Source organism: Halomonas sp. SSL-5, assembly GCF_030708455.1.
GTDB lineage: Bacteria > Pseudomonadota > Gammaproteobacteria > Pseudomonadales > Halomonadaceae > Halomonas.
Map to the genome: position 1 here is coordinate 1 of NZ_JAUYWF010000016.1, position 18,608 is coordinate 18,608.

15 protein-coding genes are annotated in these 18,608 nt (G+C 69.1%); 7 read left to right on the forward strand and 8 right to left on the reverse strand.

What is annotated here, in order from left to right; translation table 11 throughout:
• From RAN53_RS15860 to RAN53_RS15880, 5 genes are all read right to left on the reverse strand, one after another.
• On the reverse strand, positions 1–203 hold a 203-nt coding region (locus tag RAN53_RS15860; RefSeq protein ID WP_305797771.1), incomplete at its 3' end, for a hypothetical protein.
• A gap of 84 nt (positions 204–287) precedes the next feature.
• Complete coding sequence (locus RAN53_RS15865; RefSeq protein WP_305797772.1) at positions 288–3,134, reverse strand: FAD-binding and (Fe-S)-binding domain-containing protein; 2,847 nt, start codon at positions 3,132–3,134, stop codon at positions 288–290.
• Positions 3,131–3,811 carry a LutC/YkgG family protein gene (locus RAN53_RS15870; protein ID WP_305797773.1) on the reverse strand — a complete coding sequence of 227 codons (681 nt, stop codon included), beginning with the start codon at positions 3,809–3,811 and terminating at the stop codon, positions 3,131–3,133. Before RAN53_RS15870 ends, RAN53_RS15865 begins: the two co-directional genes overlap by 4 nt.
• Complete coding sequence (locus RAN53_RS15875) at positions 3,808–5,280, reverse strand: LutB/LldF family L-lactate oxidation iron-sulfur protein (RefSeq protein WP_305797774.1); 1,473 nt, start codon at positions 5,278–5,280, stop codon at positions 3,808–3,810. Before RAN53_RS15875 ends, RAN53_RS15870 begins: the two co-directional genes overlap by 4 nt.
• Positions 5,277–6,032, reverse strand: coding sequence for a (Fe-S)-binding protein (locus RAN53_RS15880; RefSeq protein ID WP_305797775.1), 756 nt, complete (start codon positions 6,030–6,032; stop codon positions 5,277–5,279). Before RAN53_RS15880 ends, RAN53_RS15875 begins: the two co-directional genes overlap by 4 nt.
• Before the next feature lie 310 nt (positions 6,033–6,342).
• Here RAN53_RS15880 and RAN53_RS15885 point away from each other — a divergent pair, with 310 nt between their 5' ends.
• The 3 genes from RAN53_RS15885 to RAN53_RS15895 are packed head-to-tail and all read left to right on the forward strand — an operon-like array spanning position 6,343 to position 10,419.
• Complete coding sequence (locus tag RAN53_RS15885) at positions 6,343–7,128, forward strand: GntR family transcriptional regulator (protein WP_305797776.1); 786 nt, start codon at positions 6,343–6,345, stop codon at positions 7,126–7,128.
• A complete protein-coding gene (locus tag RAN53_RS15890) occupies positions 7,125–9,044 on the forward strand; it encodes a sensor histidine kinase (protein ID WP_305797777.1) in 1,920 nt (639 codons plus the stop codon). Before RAN53_RS15885 ends, RAN53_RS15890 begins: the two co-directional genes overlap by 4 nt.
• A complete protein-coding gene (locus tag RAN53_RS15895; protein ID WP_305797778.1) occupies positions 9,037–10,419 on the forward strand; it encodes a sigma-54-dependent transcriptional regulator in 1,383 nt (460 codons plus the stop codon). Before RAN53_RS15890 ends, RAN53_RS15895 begins: the two co-directional genes overlap by 8 nt.
• Here RAN53_RS15895 and RAN53_RS15900 read toward each other — a convergent pair.
• The 3 genes from RAN53_RS15900 to RAN53_RS15910 all read right to left on the reverse strand — a co-directional run bounded on the left by RAN53_RS15900 (position 10,395) and on the right by RAN53_RS15910 (position 13,090).
• A complete protein-coding gene (locus tag RAN53_RS15900; RefSeq protein ID WP_305797779.1) occupies positions 10,395–11,066 on the reverse strand; it encodes a metal-dependent hydrolase in 672 nt (223 codons plus the stop codon). The genes RAN53_RS15895 and RAN53_RS15900 overlap by 25 nt on opposite strands.
• Before the next feature lie 104 nt (positions 11,067–11,170).
• Entirely contained in the window at positions 11,171–11,722 is a 552-nt protein-coding gene (locus tag RAN53_RS15905; protein WP_305797780.1) for a gamma carbonic anhydrase family protein, read from the reverse strand.
• 27 nt (positions 11,723–11,749) lie between these two features.
• Positions 11,750–13,090: a sodium-dependent transporter gene (locus RAN53_RS15910; protein WP_305797781.1), complete on the reverse strand. Its 1,341-nt coding sequence runs from the start codon at positions 13,088–13,090 to the stop codon at positions 11,750–11,752.
• 156 nt (positions 13,091–13,246) lie between these two features.
• Here RAN53_RS15910 and prlC point away from each other — a divergent pair, with 156 nt between their 5' ends.
• The 4 genes from prlC to RAN53_RS15930 all read left to right on the forward strand — a co-directional run bounded on the left by prlC (position 13,247) and on the right by RAN53_RS15930 (position 18,608).
• A complete protein-coding gene (gene prlC, locus RAN53_RS15915; protein ID WP_305797782.1) occupies positions 13,247–15,295 on the forward strand; it encodes an oligopeptidase A in 2,049 nt (682 codons plus the stop codon).
• A 51-nt stretch (positions 15,296–15,346) separates the two neighbouring features.
• Positions 15,347–15,592: a YheV family putative zinc ribbon protein gene (locus RAN53_RS15920; RefSeq protein ID WP_305797783.1), complete on the forward strand. Its 246-nt coding sequence runs from the start codon at positions 15,347–15,349 to the stop codon at positions 15,590–15,592.
• A 1-nt stretch (position 15,593) separates the two neighbouring features.
• A complete protein-coding gene (locus RAN53_RS15925) occupies positions 15,594–17,297 on the forward strand; it encodes a Na/Pi cotransporter family protein (RefSeq protein ID WP_305797784.1) in 1,704 nt (567 codons plus the stop codon).
• A gap of 327 nt (positions 17,298–17,624) precedes the next feature.
• A complete protein-coding gene (locus RAN53_RS15930) occupies positions 17,625–18,608 on the forward strand; it encodes a TAXI family TRAP transporter solute-binding subunit (protein WP_305797785.1) in 984 nt (327 codons plus the stop codon).

Genomic DNA, 18,608 nt, shown 5'->3' on the forward strand with positions numbered 1-18,608 from the left:
TGATTGTCAATCGGAATGTTTCGAAGCGATTCGACCCGCTTCAAAAATATTCCATGCAGAACAATCACTTCTGCCACCTCCACCGCCTGCAACGTTTGCCCGTCGCCGGCAGCGGATGCGTACTTTACGGCTCCGCGAGTCGGGACGCAAGCCCCCTGCGTAAATAAAGTTTCAGGGACATGACCAAAGGGCGAAGAGGGCATGCCCCGTGTATCCACAACCCCGTATCCGCCAGGGCCTATGGATAGGCTTGCCACTCTTCTCTCCTGCCGGCTGACGCGTCTTCCCTAGCGGCTGGCGCGGTCGAGCAGCGAGAGGATCGAACGATACGGAATGCCCCCGTGCTGGGACAACCCGATCTCGCAGGTCCGCGAATTGGAGTAGCCCGCACTGCAGTCCGCCACCTGCTCGGCCAGTCGCGACAGCGCCGCGGCGTTGAGCTCCGGCACCTGGAACCCCTTGTCGCCGGCGAAGCCGCAGCAGGTGACTTCCGCCGGCACCACCACCTCGCTGGCACAGCGCCGTGCCAGGGCCACCATCTTCTCTCCGAGCCCCATCCGCGTGCTCGAACAGGTCACATGGACCGCCACACGTTCCGCGACGGGCCGGATGGTCAGGCGTGGCAGCAGGTGATCATGGGCAAAGGCGACGGGTTCGTGCAGCGTCAGGCAGCCGTCCAGGTGTTCCTGCATCTGCAGGGTGCAGGGGCTGGTGTCGCAGAGGATCGGGTGGCGGCCGTTCTCGCTGGCGGCGAGCAGTTCGCGGTTGAGTTCGCGCCCCTTGTGGTCCGCCTCGTCGAACTGCCCCTTGGAGCGGAAGGCCATTCCGCAGCATAGCCGATCGACCCGCTCGGGAATCACCACGGCGAAGCCGGCCCTCTCGAGCAGCGCCAGGGTGATCTCCATCACCGAACGCGATTCGCCGCCGTCGCGGCGATCGGCCCCAAACATGCGCGTCGCGCAGCTGGGCAGATAGACCACCCGGGGACGATCATCCCCCGTCTCCGGCGACCGTCTCAGCACACGCACCGGCGCGGCCATGGGCAGTGCCGGCGTCCACAACGGCAGGCGCTCGCCGCTCAGGCGACGCGCCCCCTCGGCTGCACGCGTCATCAGTGTGTCACCCATCAGCCGGTTCACCGCGCCGGCAGCCCTCAGGGAGCCACGCGCCAGCCGCGTGACGCCGTCGAAGTGCTGCCCGATCCGTCGCGCCACCCCCGCCTGCCGGCTCAGCCGTCGATACCGCATGTCGCGCACCAGGTCACCGGTATTGATCCCCACCGGGCACTGGGTCTCGCAGAGCCCATCCACCGCGCAGGTGGCATCCACCGCATGCTCGATATCGGCCCGCAGCGACGCCAGGCGCGCCGCATCCGCTTCATCTGCGGTGTCTTCCAGTGCCTCGAGGCGTGCCACCTCGCGGGTGATCACGATGCGCTGGCGGGGCGTCAGGGTCAGGTCCCTCGACGGACAGACATGCTCGCAGAAGCCGCACTCGATGCACTTGTCGACGATCTCGTGGGCCGCCGGCAGGGGCTTGAGGTTCTCCAGGTGCAGCGTCGGGTTGCGGCTGAGGATCACCTCGGGATTGAGCAGGTTCTCCGGGTCGAAGAGCGCCTTGACCTCCCACATCAGCGCATAGGCCTCGGGGCCCCACTCCAGCTCCACATAGGGCGCCATGTTGCGCCCGGTGCCGTGCTCGGCCTTGAGCGAGCCGCCATATTCGACGCCCACCAGCTGCGCCACCTCGTCCATCAGCGCCTGGTAGCGCTCCACCTCGCCGGGCTTCTCGAACCCCTGGGGGAAGACGAAGTGCAGGTTGCCTTCCAGGGCGTGACCGAAGAGGATCGCCTGCGCATAGCCGTGGCGATGGAAGGTCTCGGTCAGCGCCAGCACGCCCTCGTCGAGCCGCTCGATGGGGAAGGCGACGTCCTCGATGATCACCGTGGTGCCGGTCTCGCGCACCGCCCCCACCGCCGGGAAGAGCCCCTTGCGGATCTTCCAGTAGAGGGCATAGGTGTCGGCATCGCGGGTGAAGGAGACCGGCTCCAGGGTCTGGATCCCCTCCAGCATCGCCTGCACCTCGTCGAGACGCGCCTGGAGCTCCGCCTCGTCGTTGCCGCGCACGTCGATCAGCAGCGCCGCCGCTCCCTCGGGCAGGGTTCGCAGCACCTCGGGCATGCCCGCCTCGCGCTCCACCGAGCGAAGGGCGGCACGATCCATCAGCTCCACCGCCGAGACCGGCGAGCGCTTCAGGGCGATGGTGGCGCGGCAGGTGGTGGCCATGTCCGGGAAGAAGGCCAGGGCCGCGGCCTTGTGCGGCTCGTCCACCACGCTGTCATAGGTGATGGCGCTGATGAAGCCCAGGGTGCCCTCGGAGCCGATCATCAGGTGCTTGAGGATCTCGATGCCGTCGCTGAAGTCCACCAGGCTGTTGAGGGCATAGCCGGTGGTGTTCTTGAGCCGGTACTTGTGGCGGATCTTCTCCGCCAGTTCGGCATTGCCGCGGGTCTCGGCGGACAACCGCTCCAGCCCGGCCAGCAGCTCGGCGTGGGAGCGACGAAAGGCGGCCACGCTGTCGGGGTCGGCGGTATCCAGCAGGCTGCCATCGGCGAGGATCACGCGCAGGTCGCGCAGCGTGCGATAGCTGTTCTGGGCGGTGCCACAGCACATCCCGGAGGCATTGTTGGCGGCGATGCCGCCGATCATGCAGCTGTTGATGGAGGCCGGGTCGGGGCCGATCTTGCGCCCGAAGGGGGCCAGCAGCTGGTTCGCCCGGGCGCCGATCACGCCGGGCTGCAGGCGGATCGCCCTGCCCTCGTCGACGATCGCGTGGTCACGCCAGCCCCGCCCCAGCTGGATCAGCACCGAGTCGGTGACCGCCTGGCCGGAGAGCGAAGTGCCGGCGGCACGAAAGGTCACCGGCAGCCGCCGGTCCCGGCACTCGGCCAGGGTCACGCGCAGCTCCGCCTCGTTCTCGGGGCGCACCACCAGCCGCGGCACCAGGCGATAGAAGCTGGCATCGGTGCCGTAGGCCAGGGTGCGCAGCGGGTCGTCGATCAGCCGCTCATCCGGCAGCGAGGCCGCCAGGGCGACCTTGAGCTCCCGGTAGGCCTCGGCGCCCGGCCGGCTCATCGCGTGACCCCGGGGGACTCTCCGGCATGGCGCACGATGACCACCAGTTCACGGGGTCCATGCACGCCGTAGGCCAGGGTCTGTTCGATATCGGCGGTCTTGCTGGGCCCGGAGATCAGCAGCGCATTGGTGGGCATGCCGCTCGCCCAGCCGTGGCGCTCCACCACATCGAAGAAGGTGTCCTCGACGGTGTCGGCGTCGAGCACCGCGATGTGCAGCGGCGGCACCAGGCTGATCAGTCGCGGCTCGTCCGGACTCGGCCACAGCCACAGGCTGCCGGTCTCGGCGATGGCCCCGCGGGTGGAGGTCAGGCCGGCATCGACACTCTCGAACTGCTCGCGCTGCCACTGTTCGATATCGCGGGCGACGTCGACCAGCGCGACACCACTATCGACCAGGGCGTCGCGTGCCTCGGCGGCCACCGGGTGCTCCTTCCCCAGCGCCAGCCGTCGCACCCCCTTGTCGGCGAGCACCTTCGCCAGGGTCTCGGTCCAGCGAGCCGCATCGGCATGGACCACCTCGCCATGCACCGAGCCGATCCAGCGCGCGAAGCGCGCCAGGCGCTCTTCCTGGCTCCAGCCGCGGTTCGTCACCACGGCGAAGTCGCTCTCGGGGGCGCTCAGCGGGCCATCGAGGCGCTCGCGCAGGCGCTTGAGAATGGCGTTGCGGGCACTCATCGGCGCTCCTCCTCGTGGCTCTTGCCGGCCTGTTCGCTCCTGTTCGCCTGATGGCGCTTGACCAGCGCATGCAGGGTGGTGCCCGCCGGCTTGGGAGCCGTGCGGTAGTCGGTCCAGGCACCCAGCTTCCCGGGCGTCAGCGCCCTGAGCTTGCCGGCCACCGAGGTACCGGCGCGCCAGGCGAAGGGATGGGTCGCCAGCCACTGGAAGCCCTTCCAGGCGGCGGCCTCCTTGCGGGTACGCTTGACGCCGGCGCCGGCCACGTTGCCGCGCCCCTCACCCACCGATTCACGGCGCAGTCGCACCAGCAGGTCGGGAATCGGGATCTTCACCGGGCACACCTCGCCACAGGCCCCGCACAGGCTCGACGCCGTGGGCAGGTCCTTCGTATCGTCCAGGCCCATCAGGTGGGGAGAGAGGATGCTGCCGATGGGGCCGGGATAGGTGGTGCCGTAAGTGTGGCCGCCCACCCGGGTGTAGACGGGGCAGTGGTTCATGCAGGCGCCGCAGCGGATGCAGCGCAGGGTGTCGAGCAGTTCGTCGTCCTGATAGATGCGGGAGCGGCCGCTGTCGACCAGCACCAGGTGCACTTCCCTGGGCCCGTCGTGCTCGCCGTCCTTGCGCGGCGAGCTGATCATGTTGAAATAGGTAGTGACATGCTGGCCGGTGGCCGAGCGCGTCAGCAGGGAATAGAGGGGCGGCACGTCGCGCAGGTGCTCGACCACCTTCTCGATGCCGGTCACCGCCACGTGCACCGGCGGCACCGTGGTGGTCATGCGGCCGTTGCCCTCGTTCTCCACCAGGCACAGGGTCCCGGTCTCGGCCACCGCGAAGTTGACCCCGGAGACCCCCACGTCGGCGGCCATGAAGCGCTCGCGCAGCTGGGCCCGGGCCGCCGCGGTCATATAGTCGACGTCGCGGGTGCGCTCGGTGCCGGTCTTGTCGTGCAGGATCTCGGAGATCTCATCGGTGTTGAGATGGATCGCCGGCATGATGATATGCGAGGGCGTCTGCTGGTTGAGCTGCACCAGATACTCGCCGAGGTCTGACTCCAGCGCCTCGATGCCGGCCTCCTCCAGGTGGGCATTGAGATGCATCTCCTCGGAGACCATCGACTTGCCCTTGATCACCGACCTGGCGTCGTGGGACTCGCAGATCTCGCGGATGATCCGGCAGGCCTGCTCGCCGTCCTCGGCCCAGTGCACCTTGATGCCATTGGCCTCGCAGTTGGCCTCCAGCCGCTCGAGCAGGTCGGGCAGCTTGGCGAGCGCCCGCAGGCGGATGTTGGCGCCCAGCTCGCGCAGGGTCTCCAGATCCCAGTCATCGAAGCTCTCACTTCGCTTGGCCATCAGCCCGTCCATCGCCTTGCGGAAGTTGGCGCGGATCTGGGGGTTGCCCAGGGCGTCATGGGCCTGGCGGTGGAACTCGCGAGGGCTGTAGGTTTGCACCACCGGGTTCTGACCGCTCATGAGGTCCTCCGCCACAGGTAGCTGGCGATATGCTCGCCCTCGACCGCCTTGTTCTGCTTCGCGAAGCGCCCGCCGATGTTCATCATGCAGCCGCAGTCCGAGGTCACGAAGCGCCGCGCCCCGGTGGCCTCGATGGCCTGGGTCTTGTCCTCCACCATGGCCGCGGAGACCTCGGGATGACGCACGGCGAAGGTGCCACCGAAGCCGCAGCACTCGGCGGCACGCGCCTGCTCGACCAGCTCGACCTGCCCCAGCTTCGCCAGCAGCGCCGGGCCGGTCTCGGCCAGCCCCATCTCGCGCCGCGCGCTGCAGGAAGTGTGCATGGCGACCTTTTCGGGCTCACCACGATCCTCGAGCTGGAGATGGCAGACGTGGACCAGGAACTCTGTCAGCTCGAAGATTCGCCCGGCCACCTCGCCGGCCTGCGCCTCGCGATCGGTACCGGCGAAGAGCTGGGGATAGTGGGTGCGCATCATGCCGCCGCAGGAGCCGGAGGGCACCACGATCGGCCAGGGCTCGGGGAAGAGGTCCAGCTGGGCCGCCGCCACGGCACGCGCCTCCTGCTGATAGCCGGAGGTGTAGGCCGGCTGACCACAGCAGGTCTGGTCTTCGGGGAACAGCACCTCGATGCCCTCGCGCTCCAGCAACCGGATGGCATCCATTCCGGCCTCGGGATAGAGGAGGTCGATCAGGCAGGTGCCGAAGAGATAGATCTTGTCCGGCCTCGGCGGGTAGAGCTTGACTGCGGTCATCGGCGATTCCTTCGACATCTGGCGTATGCTGGCACCCTGGTAAAATGGTAAAATGGTAAAACCAATTTACCCGATGGAGTTGGCGAACCTTAAGGAGGCCACCGCCACAGTGTCAAACGCGAGGCGGGGTTTTTCCCACCATATCGCGCTAGACTTTGGTCTATCTCCTAGCGTGATTATTGCAAGCTTTTGAATTACCAGAAGATATCATACCCTTCCCGGAACGGCCTCGGCCCAGGATATTGGTATTACCAATATCCTGACGTAAGATGGCGCCACTCGATTCCTCAAGCACCACCGGAGCCTCGCCATGGCCTATCCGCCCCTGCGCCAGCCTCGCCTGGCCGATGTGATCACCGAGCGCCTCGAGGCGATGATCCTCGAAGGCAGCCTTCAGCCCGGCCAGAAGCTGCCCCCCGAGCGCGAGCTGGCCGAGCGCTTCAGCGTCTCGCGCCCCTCGCTTCGCGAAGCCATCCAGAAGCTCTCCGCCCGGGGCCTGCTGGTCAGCCGCCAGGGGGGTGGCACCTATATCAGCGAGGAGCTCAACAGCGGCTACAGCGACCCGCTGCTGGAGATGCTCTCGCGCCACGGCGAGTTCCACCTGGACCTGCTGGAGTTCCGCGATGCCATGGAAGGCATCTCGGCCTACTACGCCGCGCTGCGCTCGACCCCCACCGACAAGGCGCTGCTGATCAAGCGCTTCGAGGAGCTCGAGGCACGCTTCAAGGGGCGTGACCCGGCCGAGGAGGCCAAGGCCGATGCCGCCTTCCACCTGGCCATCGCCGAGTCCGCGCACAATGTGCTGCTGCTGCATACCATTCGCGGCATCTTCCACCTGCTGGAGCGCAGCATCGTCGACAACCTCGCGCATCTCTTCGAGAAGCCGGATGCCCGCCCCCAGCTGATGGTCCAGCACCGCGCGCTGCTCGACGCCATCCTCGAGGGGCGTGCCGAAGACGCCCGGGCCCGCGCCCACGAACACCTGGTGTTCGTCGAAGAGGGGCTGCTCGAGGTGGAGCGTGCCGAGACCCGTGCCCAGCGCGCCCTGCGGCGTGCCCAGGCGATGCCGGTGCCGCGCCGCGAAGGGAGCACATGACGGCGACGGGACACGCGCCCCGGCCACCCAGGCGCTGGCGGCGATGGCTGTGGCTGCTCGCCCCGTTGGGTCTCGCCCTGGTGACCTGGCAGGCCGCCGAGGTGGCGCGCCAGCAGGCGCTGCAGGAACTCCGCCAGGATGCCGATAACGAGCTGCGGCTCTCGGCCGCGGGGCTGACCGGGCATCTCTCCCGCCACGACTACCTGCCACGCCTGCTGGCCTCCCGGGAAGCGGTACGCCGCTTCCTCTCCTCCCCGGCCAGCCAGGACCCCATGCCCCTCAACCTGCTGCTCGACCGCTTCCGCGCCTCCACCGGGGTCTCCGACATCTACCTGCTCGACCGCCACGCCGACACCCTGGCGGCCAGCAACTGGCACCGGCCCAACACCTTCATCGGCCAGAACTACGCCTTCCGCAGCTACTACAGTGACGCCATCGCCGGCCGCCCGGGGCGCTTCTACGGCCTCGGCGTGCAGTCCCTGGAGCGCGGCTACTACTTCTCTGCCCCGGTCTGGCTGGACAACACCTCCCCCGACGCCTCCCCGGATGGCGTCATGGTGGTCAAGGTGCTGCTCGACGCGGTGGAGGAGAGCTGGGCCGAGCAGGATGCCGAGCTGCTGGTCACCGACGCCGACGACATCATCTTCATGGCCAGCCGACCGGAGCTGCGCATGACCTCCCTAGCGCCGCTCTCCACGGACGAGAGGACGGCGCTGCTGGCCACCCGCCGCTACGCCGATGAGCCCCTCGACCACTCCGGCCTTGAGGTCTTGGAGGCCCTGGGTGAGCGCACTCGCCTGGTTGGCTTCGGTGCGGGGCCGCTGGCCGGTGAGCGTTTCCTGGGCCTCAAGCGTGCGCTGCCCGGGCTCGGCTGGGAGATGCTGATCCTCAAGCCGCTGGACTCGGTGGTCCAGGCACAATGGGTCTCCGCCCTGCTCGCCGGCGGTCTCTATGGCATCGTGCTGCTGGGCGGCGGCGTCGGCTGGCAGCGCCTGCGGCTGCGCCGTGAGCGCGAGCTGTTCGCCGAGCGCGAGCGTCACACCCTGGCCCGGGCCCGGGACGAGCTGGAGCGCAACGTGGCCAGTCGCACCCGCGACCTGGTCGAGACCAACCGCCGCCTCTCCGACGAGGTCGAGGAGCGCAAGCGCGCCGAGGCGGACCTGCGCCGCACCCGCGACGAGCTGATCCAGGCCGCCAAGCTGGCGGTGCTCGGCCAGCTGGCCGCCGGCATCAACCACGAGCTCAACCAGCCCCTGGCCGCCATCCGCGCCTACGCCGAGAACGCCCGCACCTTCCTCGCACGCGAGCGCCTGGAGAGCGTCGACCGTAACCTCGCCGAGATCGTCGAGCTGACCGGTCGCATGGCGGAGATCAGCGCCCAGCTGCGCCAGTTCTCCCGCAAGGGCGACGAGCGGCGCAGCGCGGTGTCGGTCAGCGACTGCTTCGAGTATGCCCTGCGCCTCTTTCAGGCCCGGCTGCAGGAGGCCGGCGTGCGGGTGGAGCGCCGCTTCCCCGCGGCGCCGGTATGGGTCGACGCCGACCCGGTGCGCCTGGAGCAGGTGCTGGTCAACCTGATCGGCAACGCCCTGCAGGCCATGGCCGGGCGCGACGCCCCGCGGCTGGCGCTTCTTGTGGAGGCGGACGACACCCAGGTGCGGCTGGTGGTCGAGGACAGCGGCCCGGGCATCCCCCCGGAGCAGCTGACACGGATCTTCGAGCCCTTCTTCACCACCAAGTCGCCGGGCAGCGGCCTGGGTCTCGGGCTCTCCATCTCATCGCGTATCATCGACGACCTGGGCGGCCGGCTCGACGCCGAGAACCTCCCCGCAGGCGGCGCCCGCTTCACCATTCGCCTGCCCCAGGAGCACCTCACGCCCCCGCCTTACCCCGACCAGGAGAGCCTGCCCCATGCATGAACCGGCCGACATCCCAGTGATGGTCGTCGATGACGAGCCTCACCTGCGCATCAGCGCCGGCCAGACCCTGGAGCTGGCCGGCTATGCACCGGCGCCCTACCCCGGCGCCGAGGCCGCCCTGGGCGCGCTCGAGAGCGACTTCCCCGGCGTCATCGTCAGCGATATCCGCATGCCCGGCATGGACGGCATGGCGCTGCTGCGCGAGGTGCGCCGCCGCGACCCCGACCTGCCGGTGATCCTGATCACCGGGCATGGCGATATCTCCACCGCCGTGGAGGCCATGCGCGAGGGCGCCTGGGACTTCCTGGAGAAACCCTTCGCCGCCGAGCGGCTGGTGGAGGTGGTGCGCCGCGGCGTAGAGAAACGCCGCCTGAGCCTCGAGAACCGCCGGCTGCGTGCCGAGCTCGAGGCCCAGCAGGCGGCCCCTGGCCCCCGCCTGGTGGGGCGCACCCCGGCCATCCAGCGCCTGGCGAGCATGGTCCAGCGCATCAGCCAGGTGGAGGCCGACGTGCTGCTGTTCGGCGAGACCGGCGCCGGCAAGGACCTGGTGGCGCGTGCCATCCATGAGCGCAGCGCCCGGGCCGGCCACCCCTTCGTGGCCATCAACTGTGGCGCGGTGCCGGAGAGCACCATCGAGTCGGAGCTGTTCGGCCACGAGAAGGGCGCCTTCACCGGCGCCGTGGAGCGGCGCATCGGCAAGTTCGAGCACGCCAACGGCGGCACGGTGTTCCTCGACGAGATCGAGTCGATGCCGCTGGCCCTGCAGGTCAAGCTGCTGCGGGTGCTGCAGGAGCGCAGCGTCGAGCGCCTGGGCGCCAACGTGCCGGTGCCGCTGGATATCCGCGTGATCGCCGCCACCAAGGTGGACCTCAAGGCCGCCGCCGAGGCGGGGGTGTTCCGCGAGGACCTCTACTACCGCCTCGACGTGGTCACCCTGCCGATCCCCTCCCTGCGCGAGCGGCGCGAGGATATCCCCCTGCTGTTCCAGCACTTCGCGGTGGTGGCCGCCAACCGCAGCGGCCTGGAGGCACCGTCCCTGGACGCTTCCGGCATCTCCGCCCTGCTCGCCCATGACTGGCCTGGCAACGTGCGTGAGCTGCGCAACCTCGCCGAACGCTATGTGCTGCTGGGGGCGGCCTTCGACTACCGGCTGGATGCCCTGCTGGCCGGGGCCGAGAGCGAGGCGGGCGAACTCCCGCTGCCCCAGCAGGTGGAGCTGTTCGAGAAGAGCCTGCTCGACCAGGCGCTGACCCGCCACCATGGCCGCGTCAGCGAGGTCAGCGAACGGCTCGGCCTGCCGCGCAAGACCCTCTACGACAAGCTCAAGAAATATGGCCTGCGCGCCGAGGACTATCGCCACAGCGCCGCGCCCTGATCGAGCAGGCTGCCCAGCCCAGCCCAGGCCGGTAGCCAGGGCAGCAGGTTGGCGCCGGTGGCGAGCATGACGAGGGAGTTGCCCGGCGAGCGCCAGTCCAGCGGTTTGAGCGCGGAGCCGAAGGAGCGCTTGATGCGCGCCCCGGTGAGGTCGACGCTGTAGAGCTCGTCGAGCAGCAGGTGGAGCACGAAGCCCAGCGACAGCGCCATGCCGTGTCCCCAGGCCAGCACATCGGGCTGCGCCAGCAGGTGATGGCTGAGCGCGGTGGTCGCCAGGCCACAGAGGGCCGCCGCCAGCAGCGAGTGCCAGATGCCGCGATGCACGGTGAGGCGAGCGAAGAGGGCGCCGCCGAGATGGCGCACGCCCAGGTAGAGCCCCACGCAGGCCAGCAGCAGCCCCCCCAGAGAGAGCCAGCCCTGCAGCAGCAGGGCCCCGGCCACCACAGCGATCACCGCCAACAGGTTGAAGACCAGGCGAATCGCCTTGGAGCTGTCGGCATCGATATCGGGCAGGATCCCGCCGAAGGCGACCAGCGCCAGCATGGGCAGGGCCTGCCAGGCATCCCACAGCCCCGCCTGCCAACCACCATGGGCGACCACGACACCGCCGGCGGCGGCCACGCCAAGGTGGGTGCGGAAATCGGCCATGCGGGGGCGGCCCTCGATAAACTGGATAAATCACCAGATTATCGCCCGTCCCGACATGCATAAACAATGGATTAGGTAATTATTCCCCCATCGCCGTCAGGGACTCATCCTTGAGCCTGACCCAGGTAATCATTCTTGAGCCTGACATAGTTGCCGGCGGTATAGGGGAAGAAGGCGCGCTCCTTCTCCTTCAGCGGGCGCAGCGCCCGGGCCGGGTTGCCGGCGTAGACATGACCACCCTCCAGGTGCTTGCCCGGCGTCACCACGGCGCCGGCGGCGATGATCACCTCGTCCTCCACCACGGCGCCATCCATGACGATGGCCCCCATGCCCACCAGGATGCGGCTGCCCAGGGTGGCACCATGCAGGATCGCCTTGTGGCCGATGGTGACATCGTCGCCGATGGTCAGCGGGAAGCCGCCGGGATTGAAGTCGCTGGCGTGGGTGATATGCAGCACGCAGCCATCCTGCACGCTGACCCGCGCGCCGATGCGGATGAGGTGCATGTCGCCACGAATTACCGCCATGGGCCAGACCGAACAGTCGTCGCCCAGCTCCACATCGCCGAGCACCAGGCTCGCCGGGTCGATATAGACCCGCTCACCAAGGCTCGGGCGCTTGCCTTTCCAGGGCCGAATGGCCATCGACTCGCTCATCGGGATCTCCTCATCTTCGATCGGCGTTCAGGTCAGTCCGGCCACCAATACTACCAGCGTCAGCGGAATGGCGATCCAGCGGGTCACCAGGCGCCATATCGCGAAGCCGCTGTCGCCCGCGCCCAGAGCGCGACGCGCCGTGGCCTCAGGCACCACCCAGGCGGCGAAGATGGCGATCAGCAGGCCACCCAGGGGCAGGAAGATCTCCGGCGGGATGGTGCTGACCAGCTCGAAGCCGTTCATGCCCAGCAGCGGCCTCCACTCGGCCAGGCTCGAGAACGAGAACACCGTCAGCAGCCCCAGCAGCCACACCGCAAAGCCCACCAGGGCCGCGGCGATACCACGCGGCAGGCCCAGGCCCTGCAGCATGGAAACCATGGGCTCGGCCAGGTTGATCGATGAGGTCCAGGTCGCCAGCAGCAACAGCAGGAAGAAGAGACTCAGCCACAGCGCGCCCCAGGGCAGTTCGGCAAAGGCGATGGGCAGGGTGACGAACATCAGTCCGGGCCCCTCGCCGGGGTCCATGCCCTGGGAGAACACCACCGAGAAGATCGCGATGCCGGCCAGCAGCGCCACGGTGACGTCGAGCACCGCCACCGCACCCACCGCCCGCGGCAGGCTCTGCTCGTCCGGCATATAGGCGCCATAGGCCATCAGCGCGCAGGCACCCACCGCCAGGGTGAAGAAGGCGTGGCCCATGGCATGCATCACCACCAGCGGGGTCACCGCCGAGAGGTCGGGCTGGAAGAGCCACACCAGGGCGGTGCCGAAGCCATCGGTGGTAGCGGCGTAGCCCGCCAGCATCAGCAGCAGCAGGTAGAGCAGCGGCATCAGCAGGTTGTTGAGGCGCTCCAGCCCCTTGGACACGCCGGCGGCCACCACCAGCATGGTCATCACCAGGAACAGGCTGTGATTGAAGGTCATGCGCGCGGGGTCGGCGAGGAAGGCATCGAAGCCGGCGCCGATCTCGGCGGGGGCGGCGCCGCGAAAGTCGCCGTTGATGGAGGCCACCAGGAACTCGATGGACCAGCCGGAGACCACCGAGTAGAAGGAGAGGATGCAGAACACCGTGACGGCGCCGAACAGCCCCAGCCATCGCCAGTGGCGGCTGGCTCCCGCCGCCGCGGCCAGGTGCCCGAGCGAGCCCACCGGGCTGCGCCGGCCGGCGCGACCCACCATGATCTCGGCCATCATCACCGGCAGCCCCAGCAGCAGCACGAAGGCCACATAGAGCACCAGGAAGGCGGCGCCGCCGTTCTCGCCGGTGATATAGGGGAAGCGCCAGATGTTGCCCAGCCCCACCGCCGCCCCGGTCACTGCCAGGATGAAGGCGCGCCGCGTGCTCCAGCGCTCCAGCGTCTCGCTCATCGTCGATTCTCCCGCCATGCGGCGTGCGGGGACCCGCACGCATGAAAGCCAGCAAGCCTAGCAGCCCGCCCCCCGCCGGCAAACCCTGCCACACATTGAAACCCGCCGCGTTCGCCCGCATCTTAGTTGCCGACTCCCCTTCGCCCCGAGGTACGCATGTCCCCCAATCCCCTGCTCGAGACCCACGAGCTGCCCCCCTTCGAAGCCATCCGCCCCGAGCACGTGGTGCCGGCCATCGACGAGATCCTCGCCGACAACCGCCGGGGCATCGAGGCGCTGGTCGCGCGCGCCGGGCAGGCGCCGCCCGGCTGGGAGAGCCTGGCTGCGCCGCTGGAGTCGCTCAACGATCGCCTGTCGCGTGCCTGGTCGCCGGTCTCCCACCTCAACGGCACCATGAACAGTCCCGAGCTGCGCGAGGCCTACCAGGCCTGCCTGGGCAAGCTCTCCGAATACAGCACCTGGCTGGGCCAGCATGAGGGGCTGTTCCGCGCCTGGCAGGCGCTGAAGGAGGGGCCCGCCTGGGAGACCCTGGACGACGCCCAACGCCGCAGCGTGGACAATACCCTGCGCGACTTCCGCCTCGCCGGCGTCGACCTGCCCGCCGAGCAGAAGCGCCGCTACGGCGAGATCAAGGCGCGCCTCTCCGAGCTCTCCAACACCTTCTCCAACCAGCTGCTCGATGCCACCCAGGCCTGGCACCTGGACCTGGCCGACGCCTCGCGCCTGGCCGGCCTGCCCGAGAGCGCTCTGGACAGCCTGCGTGCCAACGCCGAGGCCAAGGGGGTGGCGGGCTATCGCATCACCCTGGACTTCCCCAGCTTCTTCCCGGTCGTCACCTACGCCGACGACCGCGAGCTGCGCCGCGAGGTCTACACCGCCTTCGTCACCCGCGCCTCGGATCAGGGGCCCCACGCCGGCCAGCACGACAACGCCCCGCTGATGGAGGAGATCCTCGCCCTGCGCCACGAGCTGGCCGAGCTGCTGGGCTTCGCCACCTACGCCGACTATTCGCTGGAAACCAAGATGGCCGAGTCCCCGGCCGAGGCCCAGGCCTTCCTCGAGGACCTGGCGGGGCGCGCCGTGCCCCAGGCCCGCGAGGAGTTCGCCGAGCTCGAGGCCTTCGCCCGCGACGCGTTGGGCATGGGCGAGCTGGCCCCCTGGGACATCGGCTACGCCAGCGAGAAGCTGCGCGAGGAGCGTCACGCCATCAACGAGGAGCAGCTGCGTCCCTACTTCCCCGCCCCGCAGGTGGTGGACGGCCTGTTCCGGGTGGTGGAGCGACTCTTCGGCGTCACCTTCGCCGAGGACGAGAGCGCCCCGCGCTATCATCCGGACGTGCGCTTCTTCCGCATCATGGAGCAGGGCGAGCCCATCGCCGGGTTCTACCTCGACCTCTACGCCCGGGAGGGCAAGCGCGGTGGCGCCTGGATGGACGAGTGCCGGGTGCGCCGCCACGAGGGTGACGCCCTGCAGCTGCCGGTGGCCTACCTGACCTGCAACTTCACGCGCCCGGTGGGCAGCCGACCAGCGCTGCTGACCCACGACGAGGTCACCACCCTGTTCCACGAGTTCGGCCACGGTCTGCACCACATGCTGACCCGGCAGTCTATCGCCGACATCTCCGGCATCAACGGCGTGGCCTGGGATGCCGTGGAGCTGCCCAGCCAGTTCATGGAGAACTACTGCTGGGAGCGCGAGGGGCTCGACCTGATCGCCGGCCACGTCGACAGCGGCGAGCCGCTGCCCGCCGAGCTGCTCGAGAAGCTGCAGGCGGCCCGCAACTTCCAGTCCGCCATGGGCATGGTGCGCCAGCTGGAGTTCTCGCTGTTCGACCTGCGCCTGCACCATGAGCTTGCGGCCCCCTCCGCCGCCGAAATCCAGGCGCTGCTAGACGCGGTGCGCCACCAGGTCTCGGTGGTGCCCAGGGCCGATTTCAACCGCTTCCAGAACGGCTTCGGACACATCTTCGCCGGCGGCTATGCGGCGGGCTACTACAGCTACAAATGGGCCGAGGTGCTCTCCGCCGATGCCTGGAGTGCCTTCGAGGAAGCGGGTATCTTCGACCCCGAGACCGGACACCGCTTCCGCACCGAGATCCTCGAGGCGGGCGGCGCCCGCGATGCCGCCGAGCTGTTCCGTACCTTCCGCGGCCGCGAGCCCAGCGTCGAGCCGCTGCTGCGTCACAGCGGCATCCGCGCCAGCTGATCCATCGTCACACCCGGCTCGGCCCCCGGGCCGAGCCCTACAGGAGTCCCCATGGCCGTCCAGAAACGCTTTATCGCCGGCGCCATCTGCCCGCGCTGCGCCGAGATGGACCGTATCCGCAGTTGGGAGCAGAACGGCATCCGCTACCGCGAGTGCGTCAGCTGCGACTTCTTCGAGCAGTTGCCCATCGAGGAGCAGGCCGCCCCCGAGCTTGCCACCCGCGTCAACCGCCCTCACGAGGAGGACACCACCGAGGACTTCCAGACGGTCAGGATCCTCGACCCCAAGGGACGCTGAGGTGACCCGCCAGGGAGTGGCCCGGGCCCTGCTGTCGCGGCGGCGCCAGCTGGAGGCGCTGGGCCTGGCCGCGGCCGCCGCCCTGCTGCTGGCACGCCCCGACCTGGCCACCCTGGCCGCCGGGCTGGGGCTCTTCCTGTGGGGCATGACCCGCCTGCAGGAGGCCATCAAGCGCCTCTCCGGCGGCACCCTGGACCGCTGGCTGAATGCGGCCACCTCGAAGCCCCTGCGCGCCATCGGCGTCGGGGCGGCGGCGACCGCCCTGGTGCAGTCCAGCTCGCTGGTCACCCTGCTCGCCATGTCCTTCGTGGGCGCCGGGCTGGTCGCCCTGCCCGGCGCCATCGCCCTGCTGTTCGGCGCCAATCTCGGCACCACCACCGGCGCCTGGTTGATCGCCGCCTTCGGCCTGCGCTTCGACCTGGCGGCCTTCGCCATGCCCTTCCTGGCCATCGGCCTGCTCGGCACCCGACTGCTGGACGACGGCCGCGCGGCCATCGCCGGGCTGCTGCTGGGCGTGGGGCTGCTGTTCCTGGGCATCGATTTCATGAAGCTGGGCTTCGCCGCCTGGCAGGATGGGCTCTCGCTGGATGGGCTGGCCGGCGGCAGCGCCTGGCACTGGCCGCTGTTCGTGCTGTTCGGGGTGCTGGCCACGGTGGTGATGCAGTCGAGCCACGCCACCCTGCTGATCACCCTGGCGGCCCTGGCGGGGGGACAGCTGCCCTATCTGCCCGCCCTGGCGGTGGCCATCGGCGCCAATGTCGGCACCACCGTCACCGCGGTGCTGGGGGCGCTGGGCTCGGGGGCGCCGGCCAGGCGCCTGGCCGGCGCCCACGTGGCCTTCAACCTGGTGACCGCCGCCGTGGCCCTGGCCCTGCTGGTGCCGCTGGCCTGGGTGGTGGACCAGCTGGGGGCGTTCATCGGCCTGGCAGAGGATGCCTGGCCGCTCAAGCTGGCGCTCTTCCACACCCTGTTCAACCTGCTCGGCATCCTGCTGATGCTGCCCTGGATTCCCCGACTGGCCGCGCGGCTGGAGCGGCTCTTCCCGCTGCCGACCCGACTCTCACCGGCCCAGGCCCGCTACCTGACGCCGGCCGCGCTGCAACACGCCGACACCGCCATGGCCGCCATGGAGCAGGAGTGCCAGCGCCTCAATCGCCGCGCCTACCACCTGCTCTGTTCGGCCATCCTGGTGCCCAGTGCCGAGGCGATCGGCCACCCGCCCTCCCGCGAGGTGGTCGAGCGCCCCGTCGACCCCGCGGCCTGGCCGACGGTCAACGCCCGCTACCACGCACGCATCAAGCCGTTGATGGCCGAGATCCTCGACTTCTACGCGCGCATCGACGAGCCGCTCACCGAGGCGCAGCAGGCCCGCCTCGAGATCCTCTATGCGCGCACCCTGCGCATGGTCGAGGCGGTGCGCTTCGGCGAGGTGCTGCAGCGCAGCCTGCTGCGCCACGCCGCCCCGGCCAGCCCCCTGCGCGAGGCCCATGACGAGATCCGTCTGGCCCTGGCCCAGGGCCTCAACCGCCTGGCCAACGACCCCGAGGCCAGCGATATCGCCGGCCCCATCGACGCGGTGCGCCAGCGCTGGCAACGGCGGTCGGCGGAGCGCCTGCGTGAACACCGCCTGGACCCCTGGCTCGCCTCCTCGCTGATGAACGACCTGCACCAGGCCAGCCGGCTGATCGATGCCTTGATGGGGTAGCGTTACCCCTGTGCCGGGAGGAGGCTTCGTGCGGTTTTCCGCACACCGACGGCGGCCCTGCGTGTGGACATCCGCCACTTCGGCGCCTCCCGGAACTCGACCAAGGTCTCAGACGATCTCTTCAATTGACTGAAATAAAAACCCTTACGGGCAGATGGCCCGACCCTTGCAGAGTTCATTGCCGTGTAGCGGGATGAACGCCCTACGTTGAATACTGCGTCCCGCCGCCGACAGCATGCCCGACAGGAGCTGCCAGACTGACAGGGCGCCTGCCGGGCGCCAGAGGCCCGGGGCATCACCAACGACAACATGCAATGGAGTCACGCCATGCGCCTTCTCTCCACCAAGCTGCTCGCCGGCACCGTCGCCGGCACCCTGCTGGTCGCCGCATCGGCCTCCGCCCAGGATCGTAGCGACTGGCCCGACAACTTCACCGTGGGCACCGCCAGCCAGGGCGGCACCTACTTCGTCTACGGCTCCGGCTGGGCCAACCTGATCGCCGACGAGCTGGGCCTCTCCGGTGGCGGCGAGGTCACCGGCGGCCCCAACCAGAACCTCGCCCTGGTGCATACCGGGGAACTGGCCCTGGGCCTGACCACCATGGGTCCCGCCGCCGAGGCCCTGGCCGGCGAGAGCCCGCTGGCCCCCGGCGTGCCGATGGATAACGTCTGTGCGCTGTTCCCGATGTACGAGACGCCCTTCTCGATCACCACCCTGGCCGACAGCGGAGTCGAATCGATCGCCGACATCCCCGATGGCGCCAGCATCGGCTTCGGCCCGGCGGCCTCCACCTCCGACACCTACTTCCCGGCCATCCTCGAGGAGCTGGGTGTCGACTTCGAGCGCCGCAACGGCGGCTGGAACGACCTGGGCGGCCAGCTACAGGACGGCCTGATCGATGTCATCGCCTTCGCCGCCGGCATCCCGATTCCCGCGGTCAGCCAGCTCGAGGTGCAGACCGACATCAATATCGTCGAGTTCACCGAAGAGGAGCAGGCCCAGGTCCTCGAGGCGTTCCCGGTCTCGCCGTTCATGATCCCGGCCAGCACCTACCAGACCCTGGAGGAGGATGCCCGCGCCGTCTCCATGTGGAACTTCACCATCGCCGGCTGTGATCTGCCCGAAGACTTCGTCTACGAGATCACCAAGCTGAGCATGGAGAACAACGACAGGATGATGGACGTCCACCGCAGCGCCGCCACCAGCATCCCGGAGAACATCCAGTACAACACCGTGCTGCCGTTCCACCCGGGCGCCGTGCGCTGGTACGAGGAGAACGGCTACGAGATCCCCGACGATCTGAAGCTGTAA